This is a genomic window from Elusimicrobiota bacterium (genome assembly GCA_016721625.1).
Taxonomy (GTDB): domain Bacteria; phylum Elusimicrobiota; class Elusimicrobia; order FEN-1173; family FEN-1173; genus JADKHR01.
The window spans coordinates 1-16,941 of sequence record JADKHR010000002.1; the positions used below are offsets into that span (position 1 = coordinate 1).

General features: G+C 58.4%; 22 protein-coding genes. All 22 read right to left on the reverse strand.

The window, feature by feature from the left end; genetic code table 11:
• Positions 1 to 497 precede the first annotated feature (497 nt).
• Complete coding sequence (locus tag IPP35_12130; GenBank protein MBL0059817.1) at positions 498 to 653, reverse strand: hypothetical protein; 156 nt, start codon at positions 651 to 653, stop codon at positions 498 to 500.
• Positions 654 to 692: 39 nt separating this feature from the next.
• Positions 693 to 1,292 carry a peptidoglycan bridge formation glycyltransferase FemA/FemB family protein gene (locus IPP35_12135; GenBank protein ID MBL0059818.1) on the reverse strand — a complete coding sequence of 200 codons (600 nt, stop codon included), beginning with the start codon at positions 1,290 to 1,292 and terminating at the stop codon, positions 693 to 695.
• Between the two features lie 792 nt (positions 1,293 to 2,084).
• The gene (locus tag IPP35_12140; protein MBL0059819.1) at positions 2,085 to 2,648 is read right to left on the reverse strand and encodes a hypothetical protein; all 564 of its coding nucleotides are present in this window, start codon (positions 2,646 to 2,648) and stop codon (positions 2,085 to 2,087) included.
• A 478-nt stretch (positions 2,649 to 3,126) separates the two neighbouring features.
• A complete protein-coding gene (locus IPP35_12145) occupies positions 3,127 to 3,228 on the reverse strand; it encodes a hypothetical protein (protein MBL0059820.1) in 102 nt (33 codons plus the stop codon).
• Positions 3,195 to 3,608, reverse strand: a complete 414-nt coding sequence (locus IPP35_12150; GenBank protein MBL0059821.1) for a hypothetical protein — start codon at positions 3,606 to 3,608, stop codon at positions 3,195 to 3,197. The genes IPP35_12145 and IPP35_12150 overlap by 34 nt, the downstream gene beginning before the upstream one ends.
• Before the next feature lies 1 nt (position 3,609).
• Positions 3,610 to 3,822, reverse strand: a complete 213-nt coding sequence (locus tag IPP35_12155; GenBank protein MBL0059822.1) for a hypothetical protein — start codon at positions 3,820 to 3,822, stop codon at positions 3,610 to 3,612.
• A complete protein-coding gene (locus tag IPP35_12160; protein MBL0059823.1) occupies positions 3,819 to 4,052 on the reverse strand; it encodes a hypothetical protein in 234 nt (77 codons plus the stop codon). Before IPP35_12160 ends, IPP35_12155 begins: the two co-directional genes overlap by 4 nt.
• A gap of 77 nt (positions 4,053 to 4,129) precedes the next feature.
• Positions 4,130 to 4,633, reverse strand: coding sequence for a hypothetical protein (locus IPP35_12165; GenBank protein ID MBL0059824.1), 504 nt, complete (start codon positions 4,631 to 4,633; stop codon positions 4,130 to 4,132).
• Entirely contained in the window at positions 4,630 to 5,511 is an 882-nt protein-coding gene (locus tag IPP35_12170) for a glycosyltransferase (GenBank protein ID MBL0059825.1), read from the reverse strand. The genes IPP35_12165 and IPP35_12170 overlap by 4 nt, the downstream gene beginning before the upstream one ends.
• Positions 5,512 to 5,756: 245 nt before the next feature.
• Positions 5,757 to 6,773: a glycosyltransferase gene (locus IPP35_12175; GenBank protein MBL0059826.1), complete on the reverse strand. Its 1,017-nt coding sequence runs from the start codon at positions 6,771 to 6,773 to the stop codon at positions 5,757 to 5,759.
• Positions 6,774 to 6,776: 3 nt separating this feature from the next.
• Positions 6,777 to 7,739 (reverse strand): SDR family oxidoreductase, encoded by a 963-nt coding sequence (locus tag IPP35_12180; GenBank protein ID MBL0059827.1) that lies wholly within the window; start codon positions 7,737 to 7,739, stop codon positions 6,777 to 6,779.
• The gene (locus IPP35_12185) at positions 7,736 to 8,188 is read right to left on the reverse strand and encodes a dTDP-4-dehydrorhamnose 3,5-epimerase family protein (GenBank protein ID MBL0059828.1); all 453 of its coding nucleotides are present in this window, start codon (positions 8,186 to 8,188) and stop codon (positions 7,736 to 7,738) included. Before IPP35_12185 ends, IPP35_12180 begins: the two co-directional genes overlap by 4 nt.
• The gene (gene rfbG, locus IPP35_12190; protein MBL0059829.1) at positions 8,185 to 9,255 is read right to left on the reverse strand and encodes a CDP-glucose 4,6-dehydratase; all 1,071 of its coding nucleotides are present in this window, start codon (positions 9,253 to 9,255) and stop codon (positions 8,185 to 8,187) included. Before rfbG ends, IPP35_12185 begins: the two co-directional genes overlap by 4 nt.
• Complete coding sequence (gene rfbF / locus IPP35_12195) at positions 9,252 to 10,031, reverse strand: glucose-1-phosphate cytidylyltransferase (protein ID MBL0059830.1); 780 nt, start codon at positions 10,029 to 10,031, stop codon at positions 9,252 to 9,254. The genes rfbG and rfbF overlap by 4 nt, the downstream gene beginning before the upstream one ends.
• Positions 10,032 to 10,079: 48 nt before the next feature.
• A complete protein-coding gene (locus IPP35_12200) occupies positions 10,080 to 10,700 on the reverse strand; it encodes an NAD-dependent epimerase/dehydratase family protein (protein ID MBL0059831.1) in 621 nt (206 codons plus the stop codon).
• Entirely contained in the window at positions 10,604 to 10,807 is a 204-nt protein-coding gene (locus IPP35_12205) for a hypothetical protein (protein MBL0059832.1), read from the reverse strand. Before IPP35_12205 ends, IPP35_12200 begins: the two co-directional genes overlap by 97 nt.
• Positions 10,804 to 11,076 carry a GDP-mannose 4,6-dehydratase gene (locus tag IPP35_12210; GenBank protein MBL0059833.1) on the reverse strand — a complete coding sequence of 91 codons (273 nt, stop codon included), beginning with the start codon at positions 11,074 to 11,076 and terminating at the stop codon, positions 10,804 to 10,806. The genes IPP35_12205 and IPP35_12210 overlap by 4 nt, the downstream gene beginning before the upstream one ends.
• A gap of 41 nt (positions 11,077 to 11,117) precedes the next feature.
• Entirely contained in the window at positions 11,118 to 11,882 is a 765-nt protein-coding gene (locus tag IPP35_12215) for a class I SAM-dependent methyltransferase (GenBank protein ID MBL0059834.1), read from the reverse strand.
• On the reverse strand, positions 11,883 to 13,109 hold the full coding sequence (locus IPP35_12220) for a glycosyltransferase (protein ID MBL0059835.1): 1,227 nt from the start codon (positions 13,107 to 13,109) through the stop codon (positions 11,883 to 11,885).
• Between the two features lie 28 nt (positions 13,110 to 13,137).
• Positions 13,138 to 13,884, reverse strand: coding sequence for a class I SAM-dependent methyltransferase (locus IPP35_12225; GenBank protein ID MBL0059836.1), 747 nt, complete (start codon positions 13,882 to 13,884; stop codon positions 13,138 to 13,140).
• A 2-nt stretch (positions 13,885 to 13,886) separates the two neighbouring features.
• Positions 13,887 to 15,380: an oligosaccharide flippase family protein gene (locus IPP35_12230; protein ID MBL0059837.1), complete on the reverse strand. Its 1,494-nt coding sequence runs from the start codon at positions 15,378 to 15,380 to the stop codon at positions 13,887 to 13,889.
• Between the two features lie 41 nt (positions 15,381 to 15,421).
• Positions 15,422 to 16,534 carry a hypothetical protein gene (locus IPP35_12235; protein ID MBL0059838.1) on the reverse strand — a complete coding sequence of 371 codons (1,113 nt, stop codon included), beginning with the start codon at positions 16,532 to 16,534 and terminating at the stop codon, positions 15,422 to 15,424.
• Positions 16,535 to 16,941 lie beyond the last annotated feature (407 nt).

A 16,941-nucleotide genomic window follows, 5' to 3' on the forward strand; every position in this document is an offset into this window, starting at 1 on the left:
AGTCGAATGGATGCCGTAGAGGGTTCCCCACCCGAACTCCGTCCCACATCGGTATTTGGCAAATCAGAAGGAGGCACTATTAGCCTTTTTTACATTTTATGGCGCGGAACGGCGTGACCGTCGGCGAACAACCGATCCGTCACGGCGCGAAACTCAGCCAACCGTTTTCCGAATCAAAGGACCGTTTTCCCGCACATAGCCGGGATAGGCATAGATCCCATCTAAGCGAACCCCAGGGCTTTTTCCACCAAACGATAAAATTTTGCAGGAGATCCTGGGCCCAACCCCCACCGGCCAGTCCCAGGTCGACCTCGATCTGCAACACTGCAGGCCGCCGAGCGTTCAAGGACGAGAGGGCGCGAAGGGGAACGGGGTTGTCCACCATCACGAAAATTTGTTTTTCGGACGACACGCCCCCCGCGCGGGATTCACCAGACCGGTGATCAAGATCAAGCGCCGAGCCCAGCGGCGCGAAGAGATGCCGGCCTCCGTTCAGATCAGTCCGACCAGCGGTCGGCGCCCGAGGCGGGGCTACCAGGCCACCGCCGGCGCTCCGTAGCCAGACCGTCGGCCCGCGCCGACGACCGCGGGCGAAGCAAGGCCAGCCCGATTTCCCGCCTCACCGCCCGCACGTTGTAGGCGATGGCGGCCAATTCCACCTCCACCCGGCGCAGGCGTGGTCCGTGACGACATCAGTCGGCCTCAGGACGATCGAACGGGGACAGAAGAAGGAGGATCGCCCGCCAGATTTTCATAAAGATCGGCAACCGCTGGCGCCCACAGGAAATAGAGCCAAGGGACATGCACGCGGTCGTATTCCCCCCCACAAACTCCGTCAGTTCCGCCCCAAAGCCTTTCTTGAACCGATACAACCCACACGGATCCTCCGGTTTCAGGTTGCTCGGCACAACGCGAAATCGTAGAGCGTGCAGGCGTTGGATTTCGCCCAGCGGATCATGGTCCATTGCATCAGATGGTTGGGCATGTATTGACGGTCGGTGTTGGCGCTGGCGCCGTAAGGCATACCAGGTTGTTTTCCCATGGGTGAGCGCCCAGGGCCCCGGAAATCGGTTTCCCCTCGCGCTCGGCCGGGAAAATTGAGCCTTCCCCTGCGCCCAACCGCTTTTGAATGTCCAAAAATACCCCGCCGGCCGAATCAAAAAATCCGTCGGCCGGGCCGTATCGACGAGGATGCGGTAGAAGGTTTCAATCTCTTCGCGGGGAGCGACCGGGCGGATGGTCACGCCTTCTTTTCCCGCCAAACGAATGTTATGGCGGGTCTTCTGATCCATCCTTCAGAAGATCTCTTCGCTCTTCGAAATATCAAGCGAAACACCAGCCGAGGCTGAACCCCGAAAAACCCGCCCGTCTCGGCGCCCGCCGAAACCCGTTTTGCAAAAAGAGGCCCCGAAATCCAGTCCATCGTTTTTTGAGACATCGGGATCGATCTTAAGAAAAACCGCTTTACGTTCCCGCGCCAGCTTTTTCCACTCGACGGAACAGTTCCGCCAAATCCTCCGCCGTCCATCCCTCCAGAGAACCGGGCCCCGGGGCGCGTAAAAAACAATGCCCGAATTTTGGAAAATCCCGCTCCAAAACCTGGAGCCCCACCGGAAAACGTCCCGTTCCACACAAAAGACGGTGCGCCCGCCAGCCGACGGGGCTTTAACCTCGGACCAACCCGCGGTTTTGAAACACATGGTGCTTAACGGCCGTGGCCGTCGTCGATCACGCCTCCGCCGCCAGGGTCAAAGGTTCACCATGGCGTTGCCACATTTCCAGCATGAGGAGGCCCACAGGCGATACCCGTGGTCCCGTCGGCCCGATTGGTGCTCGTCCCCCAATCCCTGAAGAACCTCGGGCCGGAAATCGCCGCTGGGCCTCGGGAGAAAGCACGGTCTCCTGAAACATCGGACAGGCAGCCCCGAAACCAAGGTCCCAAAGGAATCCCAAACCCCATTTTCCGCTTCAAGATCGTGGGGAAGGAGATCCTTGGAAGTTTCTTTGAAAATCCATTTGGTCTGGGACCATCCCTTTAATTTCCACCGGCGGGCAGTCGGAACACGAACTCCGCGAAATCGTGGTCAGGAGCGGCGACCGTCCCTCAAGGAAACCGCCATGGAGGCGATGTCGACTTTCGTCATCAAACATTCCGGCAAATAGGTCGAAAAATCCGTGTAGAGCGTCCGGTTGATGACATCGGCGCTGGGCGCCCGGTCGAAAAGCTTGTCGAATATGGCGCAACGCCCGTCCCTCGGCAACCCGGGAAGCGAAGGCTTCCGTATGGAGCGCGCGTTTGAGCGGGTCAGGGAAAAAACAAAGAACCCGAGATGGCGCGCCGCGGGGTCGATTCCCCCACGCTCTCCATCAAGCGCCGAACCCCGCCACACCCCACCCCTTGGAACCCCCGCGATCTCCGAGTAGGGAAAGCGTTTTGGCCCCCTTTCCAAACCCGCTCCGGGAACGGCCCGCGCCCTGTGGGCCCCAGGGCCGCCACGCGTGCCGAAGGTATCCCGCGAAGTTCTCGTCCCCCGTCGCCGTTCAAGGCCACGGTGACGTACCCGCCGGGTCTCCCGCGCCGCGTAATAGGTCGGCAGGGCGGAGGGGTCCCGCGAAGGCTCGCCGTAATGGCGGGCCAGAAGAAACACTTCCGCCATCTCGAAGCTTGACCACGAACTCCGTGTGGTCGGTTCCCGAACCGCCAGGCCACCTCATGGCGAAGGGAGTTCGGAAAATTCCTCATGGTCGAACCCAATGGAAAGGTTTTAACAGGCTGGTCCGACAATTCGCTCATAGGCCCACGATGACGGAGGAATCGATGCCGCCCGAAAAAACGCGCCCAAAGGAACCTCGGAGATCAGTCGCATTTTGACCGCCTCGGTCAATCGTCGGCGGATCTCAGACAACCTCTTCAACCCGATCGATAAGGGCGGTTGGTTAACCGGAAAGGTCCCAATACCGTTCCACCGCACCGCGCCTTTCTCCACGATCAAACGGTGGGCCGGGAAGTTTCCGAACATTTTTGTAGATAGTGAACGGGCTGGGGATATACTGAAAACTTAAAAACAGATCCAGCGCCTCGAGGTGCATTTCCGGATCAAAGTCGGGAACTTTAAGCGCCCAAGTTCAGACGCCCACGCCAGCCAGCCGCCGTTCCATGTAGAAGAGCGGCTTTTTCCCGAACCGGTCCCGAGCTAAAAACAACCGCTGGCGTTTCTCGTCCCACAAGGAAAAGCGGAACATCCCCGAAGCCGCCGAACGCACTCCACGCCTTCTTCCTCATACAGATGGACAATAGTTTCCGTGTCCGAATGGGTTTTTAAACCGGTGCCCTTGGCCTCCAACTCTTTCCGCAAAACCTCGAAATTATAAATCTCCCCGTTAAAAACAATCCCCACCGTCCCATCTTCATTGAAGATCGGCTGTCGCCCCCCCGCCACATCAATGATCGCCAACCGCCGCATGGCCAACCCCACCCGACCGTCGGGCGAAACCCAAGCGCCGCCCCCATCCGGACCCCGGTGGTGAAGACTCTCGCAGGCGCCCTCCAACAGTGGGGCCGATCCGGTAACGCCGGAACGGGAGAAAAAGCCGGTTATGCCGCACATGTTAGCGCTCGCATAGGAAATGCCAGTAGGGAAGGTGATCGGAAACCGTCACGCGAGTAAAAGTGTCCGTGAGAGCTGAAATCTCTTTCCGACTCACCCTCTGTTCGATGCTCGTAAAAAATCGATCGTAGACATCCTGCTCGATCCGCCGAAGAGATTTGTCTTGATAGAACTCGAAAAGCGGAACGTACCGGCCCCATCCGAAAACATTCAACAGACGGCCCCAACACCACCAACGGTTTGTAAATAAACACCGCACCCAGCCAAGAGAACAACCGCCAGAAAACCAAGCCCCCGGATCTGGCAAAGGATCGTCCGGGCCAACGTCACCGCTTGGAGCGCCCACCGATAATAGAAAGGACGATTGTCCAAGCTGTAGTAAAGGAAAACCAACAACCGCGGCGCGTAGCGAGCGATGGCCCTCACCTCGTCTAAACAAGGCACCGGCAAATGGTGCAACACCCCGAGACAAAAAAGAAAATCGGCGAAATCTCGCCGAAAGGAAGCCCACGAAGGTCTCCCTAAAAAAAAAAGCGCGTGGGGGCAATCCCGCAAATTTTCTCGGCCACAAAGATCGCGTCGGAGAAATCCACCAGCACCAGTTCCCGGCAATGGTCTTTGATGAAGTGGCTCCAGCGCCCAATGCCGCACCCCAGGTCGCAGACCCGCGCGCCGCGAAGGCTCGCCCGGTCCACCAGATCGAAATAGGCGTCAAATTCCCGCCCATGCTCGGGGAGAATCCGCGGATACTGTTTCCATTCCTCTCCAAAGGAAAATTGGATGTCTTCGGCGAAATCCGCGCGAGAGGGGCCTCCCCTGGAATCCCATAAGACCCGGCGAACCTGCGCTGAATATTCCCGCGGGTCCGGCAGAAGGATGACGTCGCCCAAAACGGGATACGACCGGCCTCGAACCTCGATTCCGCCATCCACTAGGCGAAGGTCCTCCGTGCCAAAGAGATCACGAAGGGCGGGAAGTTTGTCCGCGTAGTAAGAAGGTCCCAGGACCAAAGAGGGAGGGATCACCGCGGGGCTCCTAACGCTTCGTCATAGAGGGCCCGATAACGGGCGGCGACGGAACCCATGGAAAAATGTTTTTCAATTCGATCTCTTCCCGCCAAACCCCGGCTTCGGCGCTCTTCAGGCGATAGGGCCAAGAGCGCCCCCCACGCCTCGGAAAGAACCGCCGGATCCCGCGCCGGAACGGTCCGGCCGGTGTCCCCCAGAAGCGCGACCACGTCCCCCACGGCCGTGGCCGCGCAGAGGACCCCGCAGGCCATGGCCTCGCCTAAAACGCTGGGGAACCCTTCGCTCACCGACGACAGGGTGGCCACATCAAACCCCGGGAGAATGTCCTGAACATTTTCTTGTTGGCCCAGAAGGATCATGTCGTCAAGCCCGCGGGCACCCAGAGCGTGGAGAAGAACGGCGTTGCTCCTTTCCATTCCCGCCCCGCAGAGAACGAACCGCGCGTCGGGCCGCTTGTTTTTAAAAATCTGGGCGGCGTCCAAAAAAGTGGGGATGTCTTTGTGTGGGTCGTAGCGAGCCACGAGCCCGATCACCGGGTTCTCCGGCGTCACCCCCCAGGAAAGCCGAACCGCCGCCCGGACGTTCGGACGCGGCCGAAAAAGGTCGGTGTCAAACCCCAGTGGAATCACCCGCATGGGACCCGGGTCATACCCGGCGGCCACATGCGCAAGACGAACCGCCTCTCCCACGCACACGATGCGCCGCGGAATCCGACAGGACAAACGAGCCCCCCACCGCAACATCCGCAGGGTCCGCGCCCCGTTCAGGCCGGGCGAAAGGTTGGCCTGGTGGAGCCCCCACACCACCGGGATCCCCAGGGTCCAAGCCGCCAATCCCCCGACTACATTAGGGTCCGGAAGCCAGGTTTGAACCAAATCAAACTTTTCCCTCCCGAAGCCACCCCCACAGACGGAGGAGACAGCGTCCCCAGGGTTTTTTCCTAGAGGTCCCAACCCTTCACACGGAATTCCCATTCCCTTAAAGCGCTCTCAGCCTCCCCCCGACCGAAAAGCAAGAACCCGTTGCCTAAAATCCGGCCCCTCCAGCCTTTCCGCCAGCCGGAGCAACATGTTCTCCGCGCCGCCCGGGTCGAGGCCTGTGATCACATGGGCGATCTTTGTCATTCGGGGTCCAAAGCGGAGGCGGGGCCCTTCTCTTTCCTTTGGTCGCGCGCCGATGTTCTCCGCAGTCTCTCCGTCAACCCCCACAGGAAACGTTTTGCCGATTTTTCCCTTTGAAACCAAGAAGTCGTCAACGACCGCCCCATCCACCGGAAAAATATCCAGTAAAGCCAGGCCCGAGGCCGCCAGGGGTCGAGCCGGAGGGATTCCCTTAAGAACGGGTCCCCGTTTCCACCTCCCGCCAGGAGCGCGCTCCGAAAGTGCCGCAGATGAACGGCGGCCAATGCCCGACGCCGCGCGGGTTCCGCCACCCGAAGTCCCTGGAACGCGCTCTCCAGCGCGCGTATTTCCGAGACATGGGCGCGGGAAAGGTCCGAGGACATTTGATGGGGAGACACGCGATAAAGCGCCAGCGTCTCCCGCACCACGGCGATGGGATAACGGGCGGCCAAACGGAGCCACAGTTCATAGTCTTCCGAGCCTCTCACTTCCGGATCCAGAGAAAACACCCCGACCGTCACCAGGCAAGAGCGACGGACCATGACCGTGCAGGCAGGAATGAAATTCCCGTTCAATAGCGCTGAGAACACCCGACCCTCCCGAAGTTGCCAGGGCCCGGCCTCGACGTCCTGGGTTCGGAGCCCCTCGCCAAAGCGGCGGGCGTTCGCGTAGCACCACCCCGCCTCCGGCGCCTGTTCAAGAAACTTAATTTGTCGATCGAGTTTTGTCGGCAACCACAGGTCGTCGGAATCCAGGAACGCGATAAACTCCCCACCGGCGGCGCGAATTCCCTCGTTCCGCGGGCACGCGGGCAAAGGACAATTGGGAATCTGAAGGACCCGAACCCTGTCCGGAGCGCGGGCCTTCAGCATCGCCGCTGTTCCATCCGTGGACCCGTGGTCCACCACCAAAATCTCAAAATCCGTAAACGTCTGCCGTTCCACCGAATCGATGGCTTCCGCCAGCCACTCCTTGCGATTGTAGGTGGGGATGATGACGCTGACCCGTGGATTCATCGATTAGCGGCTGATCGGAATTTTTGTCTTTCCAAGAAAGGAACGGCGGCAGAGGCGCAACGTGGATTCGATCTCCCACTCGATTCTATTTCGCCAGGAAAAACCCATTCGCTGAAGCCGCTGAACCGAAAATGTCCAGGAGGGGGCGCGGGGGGTCATCGCAGGAATTTCAACGGGAACCGAAACCCCCCATATTTTCTGGGCCACGCCGGCCACGGACTCCGCAGCCTCCCGGAGCGTCATGGCGCGCGGGTGGCCCACGTGGAGAAGTCCCTGATCCGGCCAACGTTTTGGTCGCCGCAAAAGAAACGAGACGGCACGGGCTGTGTCTTCCAGGGTGATAAAATTCCTCTTCTGGTTGCCGGGAGACTTCAACACAATTTTCCCGGTCCGAACGACCTGATCGCAGAGGTCGTTAAAGAGAAGAGACCAGCGGGGAACGCTGACATCGGCGGGCGCCCCCATGGCGTTCGAAAGGCGGAGTCGGAGGACGGGAAGTCCTTTGTTCGAGCGGAAATAGTCCGCCACGCATTCTCCAAGGTAACGCCCGAGGGCGTAGGGGTGGCCGGGGGCCGGGGGCGTGTCTTCGCGCAAGACGCCACGCGCGTGGGCGCCGTAGACATGAAAAGTGGAAAAGAAAAGGACGCGGGGGGGGGGTAAATGAGCCAGAAGATCAAGGGTCGCCCAGGTCCATTCCCCCCCGACCTGAAGAGCTTCAACGGGATTCCGGGCGGCGTCGATTTCATTGGGAGCCGAGAGGAGAAGCGCGGCGTCCACCGGACCCAGCGCCTGTCGAAATCGCTCGGCCCCCTTCCCCGTCCACGCCAGGACCCGTTTCACTTTAAGCCACGGGGGCGGCGGCCCCGGACGCCGCGAGACGGCGATGACGTCATGCCCTTCTTCCGTCAAGTGCGCCGCGATTCTTCCCCCGAGGTATCCCCGAGCGCCGAAAAGGGCGACCTTCATGGATGCCGCGACTCCCATTGGTAGGGAATCGATTGGTCGAACGGGTCCAAGCGGTCGATTTCATTCGGATCGTGGGGGATGGTCGCGCAATTGGCCACCAGGGACATTCCCTCCGCCAACCCCAAGAAACCGTTCCAGATTCCAGGCGGAATGGCCACCAGGGCGTAGTGGTCCGGCCCCATCTCAATTTCTTGAACCTGACCTCGGGTAGGACTCTGGAGGCGCTGGTCGTAGAGCACGAGACGAACGAGGCCATGGGGCACCGCGTAGTTCAGGGTCATGCGATGGTGCAGATGCCACGCCTTGACCCGCGCGCCCTGATGCACTCCGGAAAAATAGATCTCCCCGAATTCCTCGAAATGGGGATCATCTCGCCTCAACATATGCATAACCATTCCACGGGGATCGATGATTTTCCGGAGCGGGAAAACCCGCACGTCATGGATCATGGCACGTTCCCCGCGTATTCCTGAATTTGTTGCCACGTCAGGTCGGTCAGGTGTTCCTTTCGCTCGGCGTTTTGGTACCAACGCGCGGTTTCCGCCAAGGCTTTGTCGACGGTCCAACGGGGCCGCCAAGACAACAAACGTTTTGCCTTATCACAATTTAAAAAAAGGAAGGTCGTTTCCCGAAGTCCTCCCACCTCCCGCCGAACTTCAACCCGGCCGCCACCCCAATGAGCGAGAAATGTTTTGACCAAACTCCTCACCGGCAAACAAGCTTCCTCGTTTGGCCCGAAATTCCAGGAACCGGCGAATTCCTTGGGGCGGTCCGCCAAGGCCACCGCCAAGGTGAGATACCCGGACAGGGGTTCGAGCACATGTTGCCAGGGGCGGGTGGCTTCCGGTCGGCGAAGAACGATGGGGGCGCCGCGTTTGAGCGCTCGCACGCAATCGGGGATCACACGGTCCTTGGCCCAATCCCCGCCGCCGATCACATTGCCCGCCCTCACCGTGGCCACCCCCGTGGATGAACCGTCGAAGTAAGATCGGGCGAAAGCCGTGTAAACGGTCTCCGCCGCCGCCTTGGAAGCGCTGTAAGGGTCATCCCCCCCGAGGGAGTCGGTCTCACGATAACCCCACACCCACTCTCGATTTCGGTAACACTTATCCGAGGTGATGAGGACGACGGAGCGAAGTTTTGGCGCACGACGACAGGCCTCCAGAACGGTGGCCGTTCCTCCCACATTGACCGAAAAGGTTTCCACCGGACTCTCGTAGGAGGGACGGACCAAAGACTGCGCGGCCAAATGGAACAAAAATTCCGGGGAAAATTCTTTCATCACCCGCTGAAAAACGGTTCTGGTCCCGAATGTCACCGTTGACGTGGCGGATCTTCCGGGAGGCCCGAGCAGTCGATAGGGATTTTGATCCCGGCGCGGCGGAAGGGCATAGCCCAGGACGTGGGCCCCCAGACGATGGAGCCAAAAAGCGAGCCAGGCCCCCTTAAACCCCGTGTCGCCCGTGACGAGAACTTTTCGCCCACGATAACGATCGCCCACCTCTTTCAGCGTCACCACACCCGCCAAGGGGCTTGGCCCCGGTTCCAGAGATCATTCAAGTGGGCGTAATCCCGGTAGGTGTCCATGGGTTGCCAGAACCCATCGTGTCGATACATCATCAGTTGTTTGTTTTGAACCAGTTGGTTCATGGGCTCCAATTCAAACACCAAATCCTCCCGTTCCGGCAGGACCTCAAAAAGATCGGGACGGCATACGAAAAATCCCCCAGAAACCCGACCCACCGTCCCCTTCGGTTTTTCATTAAAGGTGGTGACCAAGTCCTTCTCATCGCTGAGGATCTCGCCGAAACGTCCCGTGGGCAATACCCCGGTCACCGTGAGGATCTTTCCGTGGGCGCGGTGATACGCCAAGAGCTTGTCCGGGTTCACGTCCGCCAAACCATCTCCGTAGGTGAGGAAAAAATTCTCATTCCCCACGTAATTCTTGATCTTCCGGATGCGGGCCCCCGTCATGGCGTCCAGCCCCGTTTCGGCGAAAGTCACACGCCAATCCGCCTCGCCGTTTCGGGTGTGGTACTGAATCTCTTTTTCATTCCCGAGCGTCACGGTAAAATCCGATGTTCGGGCGGCATAGTTTAAGAAATAATCCTTGATCGCTTCTCCCTTATACCCAAGACAGAGGACGAACTCTTGGTGCCCCCACCGCGCGAAGTATTTCATGATGTGCCACAGGATGGGCCACTGGCCCACGGTCACCATGGGTTTCGGTACGTTCTCGGAAACATCGCGGATCCGGGTTCCCCGGCCACCGCACAAAATGACCACTTTCATTGGGATCTCCTTTGACCTAAATCGGGGAATAACAAGGGCCGGGGAAGATCACAGACCATAGTGACCCCCAAAGGCCTTATAAAAATCGAAGGTCTTTTGCACCCCCTCTTTAAAAGCAACGAGCGGAAACCATCCCGTGGCCTTTTTAAACTTTTCGATATGGGTCACGTAGTCTCCTGTTTCGACGTTCACATAATTCTCCGGCCAGGGGACGTATTGAACGCTCCCGGAACCAACGGTGTCCAAAATGCGCTGGACCATGTCCTTGAAAGTGGTGCCGACGCCGCTTCCGACATTGTACACCTGGCCCCGGCAGGCGGGGGTCACGGCGGCCTGCAAGAAGGCCTCCGCCAGGTCGTCGACATAGATGTAGTCCCGAATTTGTTCTCCCGACCCGAAGATACGGATCGTTTTATTTTCCATGGCCTGCCGCAACATCCAGTTGACCATGGAATATTTTGAATGTTTCATTTGAGACCGTGGACCGTAGGGATTGGCGATGCGAAACAAGACGCAGGGAATGCCGTACATCTCGTGGTAAAACCGATACATGTTTTCAGCGGCGGTTTTGTTCAATGCGTAGGGGGTGCGGGGGTTGAGGGGATGGTTTTCATCCACCGGAATATTTTGGATCCGCCCGAACTGTAACCGCGATCCCGCGTGCAGAATGACGGCGTGGGGTTCACATGGCGAAGGTTCTCCAACACGTTCAAATGGCCCAGGTAATTGATTCCCGCATCCAAGAAGGGATCGTCAATGCTGTCGTTATGGCTCACTTGGGCGGCCAGGTTAAAAATGATGTCCTTGTTTTCACGAGGACGCTCATCCCCTCCCGGTCCCGAATGTCCGTCGAGTGGATCTCCACGCGCCCTTTTAGTTCATGCACATTGAATTCGTTGGCGCCATAGGGTTCCAATCGCGAATCGGCGATCGTCACGCACGCCTTCGCCCGGACCAGTTTATGGACCAGGGTGCTCCCAATCATTCCCAGTCCACCGGTCACGAGAACATTTTTTCCTTCCAACTCCGCTAAGCCCTTCCCCACGTCTTCCTCCGATGGGGCCCTCACCCGGGCCCCGCCCACTTTTAGGGTTTTTGAAAATAGACGACGGAATATCCGGCCGGTTTCAGGTCCACTTGGATTTTCCTTTCTAAAAAGAAAGCATCCACCGCTTTTCGGCATCCTTCCCAGTGCCCGTAATCATCAATCACCACGTACCCGCCGGAAACGACGTTGTCGTACAACGTCTCCAAACACACCTTGGTGGACTCAAACCAATCCCCATCCAACCGAAGCAGGGCGATGGGCCCCACCGCGTCTTTTTGCGACGGGAGGGTGTCCTGGAACCACCCTTTGACGATCTGAACCCGTTCGGGGTCAATTCGAAACTCCCTGAACAAAATTGTTTCCACGTTCTTGAGCGCGCCCACGAAATGTCCGATGGCTTTCAGCCTCCCGGACGCGTTGTTCAACGCCAAGCGCTTGGCCTCGGCGCCATCCAGTTCGACGGGTTCGGGAACCCCTTCAAAAGAGTCAAACAGCCATGTCCTGCGCGCATGACCGGACCTTTTGGCCGTTCGAGCCATGAGGGCCGAACACCCTCCGTTCCAAACCCCGCATTCCACGTAGGCCCCCCCCAGGTTTCTCCGCTCCACGTCGACGCAAAGGGTCAGCAAACTAGACAACCCTTCGTAGGGAACCATAGTGTAAGGTCTTAGTTGTCGGAAAAGACGAGCCTTGCTTAGGTTCAATCCCGTGACGCGAAAAAGTTTCCAGCGATCCAACAGCCACAGATAAAAACGAAAGAGGGCGGGCCTCTTCTTTACCCACTGCTTCGTTCCTTCCAGCATTTACTTCCTCCTCGAAGAACTACGCCCAATGGGCGACCCGCTGTTTCCGTCTCGGTACGTTCGCTCCGTATCTTGGAGCATCCGTTCCAATGAAAAATTCGCTTCCACGTGCTGTCGCGCCGTTTGGCCCATGCGCGCCGCTTCCTTGGGGTTTTCCAACATCCACCCCAAGGCTTCGGCCAGCTCCCCGTCGCTTCGGGGCGAAACCAACCTTCCGCACACCCCGTCACAGATTTGCTCTGAAACCCCCCCCACGCGGGTGGCCACGATGGGTAAAGCGGATTCCATAGCATTTAAAATAACATATGGAAGGCATTCGTTGTCCACTGAGGGGAACGCAAACAGATCCAGAGCCGGAAGGAATTGAGCCGCCTCCGGCACGTATCCCGGCAACGACACACGCCCGTCGAGGCCCAAGGACCTCAAAGCGTCCGACAGTTCGGCGGAAGAAGGTCCGCTCCCGATTATCACTAAATGAGCCGTGGGAAATTTGGCCGCGATTTTGGAAAAAGCCCTCAAGAGGAAGATATGTCCTTTTCGCGGTTCCAAAAATCCGATGGTTCCAATGAGCTGGGCCCGGGCGGGGACCCCCAGGGCTCGACGCAGAGAGTCCCGGTCCGTGGCCCTTTGAGAGGGCCAGGCGATCCCATTGGGAATCACGCTCACCGTGTCTGAACGAAACCCCCGGCGAGCCCCCCGGGGAACGGGCATGGCCTCATTATGAAAGGTTAAAACTCGCCGGGAAACCCCGTAATGGCTCGCCGCCAAAACGGCGGCCCGGTGGCTCTCGCTGGCGGGATATCCGCCGCTGACAACGTGAAAAACATCTGGTTTCGCGGTTTTAAGAAACCGCCGAACCATCCAATAACAACGAAACATGTTGAGGTAAAAGAAAATCATTCCCGGACTCTTCAGAAAAGAAAATCGACTTTTCCAGGACCGGTTTAAAGACAAACCCGCTTGGAGAATCCGGTTCCGGGTAATGCTGGGAAACCGTCGGGTGAAGAGGAGGACCTGGCCTCCCGTCTGTTTCCGGATGTAATCGATGAAGGGCGGATGATCGTGGCAGAGGAGCATCACCTCCCACCCGCGGGATTCCATCCCGCTCAAAAGATCGGCGACGTATTTCTCGGCTCCCCCCACCGCATGGGTGTCCATGAAATAGAGGAGGCGCCCTTTTTCGCCCGGGCTTTGCCGGGCCAGAGCATCGACCTTTTCAGTCGCCATGGGGGTGCCTGTTCGTGAACATAAAATGTTAGTTCCCTCCGTTTTTCCGCGCCACCGCCAAGAATGAAAGCGCCCAGCGGTCTTCCTGGAAAATTTTATCCAAAACGAGTGCCGCCACATTGATCAACGGGACCAGGCTTAACTTCCATAACCACCCCAACGGGCGGTCCCAGGGGGGCCTGGGGCGGAGCGCCCCAAACAACAGAGCGATAATCACCATCTGCCCCGCCGCGGACCAGGCGCCGCCCTGGGCTTTCACCGTTTCCACTTGGAAACCGGCGTTTTCCAGCAAACGGACCAGACCCTGCGGAGTGTAACGAACGAAATCCCACGGCTCCCCATGCACCGGCCAAACGAAGGGAGCGGATAAAAGGATTCGGCCGCCCGGTTTAAGTACCCGAAACATTTCTTGGACGTGGGATTCGGGCGCCGGGAGATGTTCAAGAACGTGGATGGACAAAGCGGAATCAAAAGTCTCCGAAGGGAACGGAAGGGCGGACGCGTCCCCCCAGGCATCGGCCAAGGTGTGCTCGCCATAATGACGATCGCTCCCGGGCGGGTAATCCAGTCCCAGGTAATCCACTCCCGGGAACAGGCTCGCGTAGGGTTTAAGCCCACACCCCACGTCGATCAACCGGCCTTTGAATTGGGACGCCACCTGCCGGACGTCCTTCCAGAGGTGATGGCGGATTAAGAAAATGTCCTGGTAAAACCGAACGGAGGAAAAATTCTTCCGAATTTGTTTTGCGATTTCAGGGGACGGCGTTGGGCCCATGGTCAGGCGGTTCCTTTTTTGCGAGAGAGGAATCGACTCAGATGCTGGCGGATGTTCAAGGTTTGTTCGGCCTTCCAATAGAGAGGAAGCATCCCCCCCCACGCCAACAAAACACACAAACCGCTCCTGAACAAATCCGAAGAAAAGGATCCAAGCGGGCGGTCCCCATAAACAACAAGATCCAATAGACGGATGAGCAGAATGGTGTAAAAAGCCCCCCCCATCAATAAGGCATAGGTCTTAAGGGCCTCCATCCGCCCCATCATGCGCGAGGCCACCCAGAAAAAGGTCAATGAGAAGAAGGCGGCGTATCCGGCGATGGTCACCGCCGCAACACCCGAGAGCCCCCAAGGGGAAGCCAACCAAGCCGATCCCGCGATGGCGCCCCCGACCCCCAATTCCATTAACGCGAGACCCCACATTTTATTCCTGGCAATGAAGATTTGTGCCGGGATTTGGGTGGCCGGTAAAAACATGCTTCCAAAAATCAGGAGTTTCAAGGCGGGGATCCCGGGTGAAAACGTCGGCAGGAACCTTCGCACAATAAAGGACGAGCCGAAATAGGCGGGAGCGAGGACGACGGGCACCAGGAACAAGAACAGGGCCAAGAGGGAAAGAACCACTTCCGATTTCAATGCCGAAACATCTTCGGTGGCCCCGTATTTTTCAACCAATCTCGGAAAGATAACCGTGCTGAGACGCGTTGGGATATCGGAGACGGCCCTCGCCACGGTGGACCCCAGGGAATAGAATCCCAGGGAGGCCACCCCCAAGGTCCGGGCAAGGACTAAACTGTCGGCGGAGGAGAGGAACTGCCACGTGAAGCTTCCCACTAAGATGGGAAACCCCACCCGAACGACAGGAATAGCTTCCCCCCAAGACCAGTACCACGAGTAGCTGAACTTTTTATGCCGTCGGACCCAATAGGCCCAGAAGGCAGTACGGAACAGGAGCCCCGCGCCGAAGGAGCCCAGGAGGCCGCGGAAACCCCAGACGTAGCAGGAGGGAACAATGAGGAGGAGGTCCGCGCAAGCGAACAACACTTCGCTTTTGCTGAGAAACACAAAATCGTGGGAGGTGCGAAACGCGGTGATGAAGCACCCCAGGATTCGCTGGAGAACCACATACGAACAAGAATAAATGAACCCCAGGGCCAGCGCTTTTGGGAATTCAGAGAAATGACGGAGCAGGTAAGCCAGGAAAACCCCACCCACCCCAACGCCTTCCAAGAGCGACGTGGTGAACATTAAGCGACGGACGTGATCCTCTTTTTCGGGTTGGCCCTTCCCGCGGTAGAAGGGAATTTCGCGCTCGGCCCCCAACTGAACCCCGGCGCTGATGCTGGCCATGTAACCCGCGGCGATCTGGACCAGGCTCCACACGCCCATTAGCTGAGGACCGAGAAGCCGCCGGGTCATGAAGTTGGTCCCCACCGTCACGATCTTCACCAGGAAGCTAGAGAAGATCAACGCGGAGGCGTTCACGAAAATAGCCATTGGCTTTTCAACTCCCCCGCGGGTTTTTTGCCGCGCACGCGTCACTCACGAAAGATAAAAGACGATCGCAACTCTGCCCATCCAATGTTCCAACAAATCGGGTCAAAACCTCCGAATAATCCACCCCAGCGGCGGGGCGGGGCGCCGCCACTTCCCGAAGAAACCTTTGCAGTTCCACAGCGCTGGACGCGAAAGGGAATCCCCATGGGGGCAAGGGGCGGCGGGTATTCGCACCGGGTGAAATTGACGCAGAGGACCGCTTTCCCCAGGACAGCGGCCTCAGCCAGCACGGTCGTGGCGGGCCCGATCACAATATCATGCTCGTCGAGAAGGGGTTCGATATCTTGTTGGGCCTCCAAACGGACTCCCGAGCGCCCGGCCAGAAGAGACCGGTAGTAAGCCGGGGATTCGGAGGGATGGGGCCGCACGGTGATTGAAAGCCCTGGAAAACCGGCGAGCACGTCCAACACGGTGTTCAGGTAGACTTCCGGATCTTCAGGCGAGGAAAGACAGCTTTGAAAGAAGAGGGTGGAGGTCAACAACAAGACCCGGTTCCTTCCGTCTTTGGGAGGAGGCGGAAGTCCACTCGAGCGGACGGATGGATCCAAATAGCACACACAGTTGGTCACGATGCTCCCGGGATCGCGCCCCTGGGCCACGAACTGGTTTTTTATTTCTCCCCCTAACGCCAGCGTATCCGCGTTCATAAAATAATTTCCCGAATGATGGCCCGGAAGACCGTGAAGGAGAACGATGTTGGGTAACTTTTTTTTCTTGGCGACTTCCACCACGGCGGCCTGGCGCGGCATGCAGTCGATGGGCACCAGAACCGCGTCCATCGCCTGGGAATCCATAAAATGGTCGAGAAAGGCGACCCAGCGAGCGATTTGGGTCAACGATTGAATGAACGAGTCTCTCATCACGTGGTCCAGCCGAGACCAGGGGGACAACCCCGAAAAAATAAACCTTTCCTGGTATTTCACGCTTTGGGCCAAACCTTCGTAGGTCGACGCGATTTCCAATAATCGTGACTCGTCTTCCCCCGTCAGTGAGTTCGGAACCGGTGGGACGCCGCCCAGCCGTTCCCCTCGGAGCAAGCGGAAACCGCGGGCCCAGGAGGCGAACAAGAGGTCCCGTGACGGCGGTTCCAGCATCACCACATCGAAGGCCCGAGACCATGGGGGAACGCATCAGCGCCCGGTAGAGGTCCTTCATGGCGACATGGTAGGAGACCAAAAGGCGCCGGCGGTTTGGGGAAGGGGACCGGACCCTCTGGAAAAAAAAGGCCGACCCATCGAAGAGAATCTTGGTCAAATTCTCCGCCCATCGCGAACGCCGTGACGATTGGTCAAGACTCCAAGCGTAGGCGGGTCCCATCACTTCCCGAACCTCCCAAGCCCGGCTTGGAGGGTTTCCCAAAACTTTAAGCTCAAAGGGATCCCGGCTCTTTTCCCGGACACGCTGGAGGGCCTCTAATAGGAAACCGGAAGAGGTTCCCTCGCAAAGAACCACTCGCGGGTTTTCCCTGGCGATGATCGCTTCGGCAAAAACCTGGGATCGG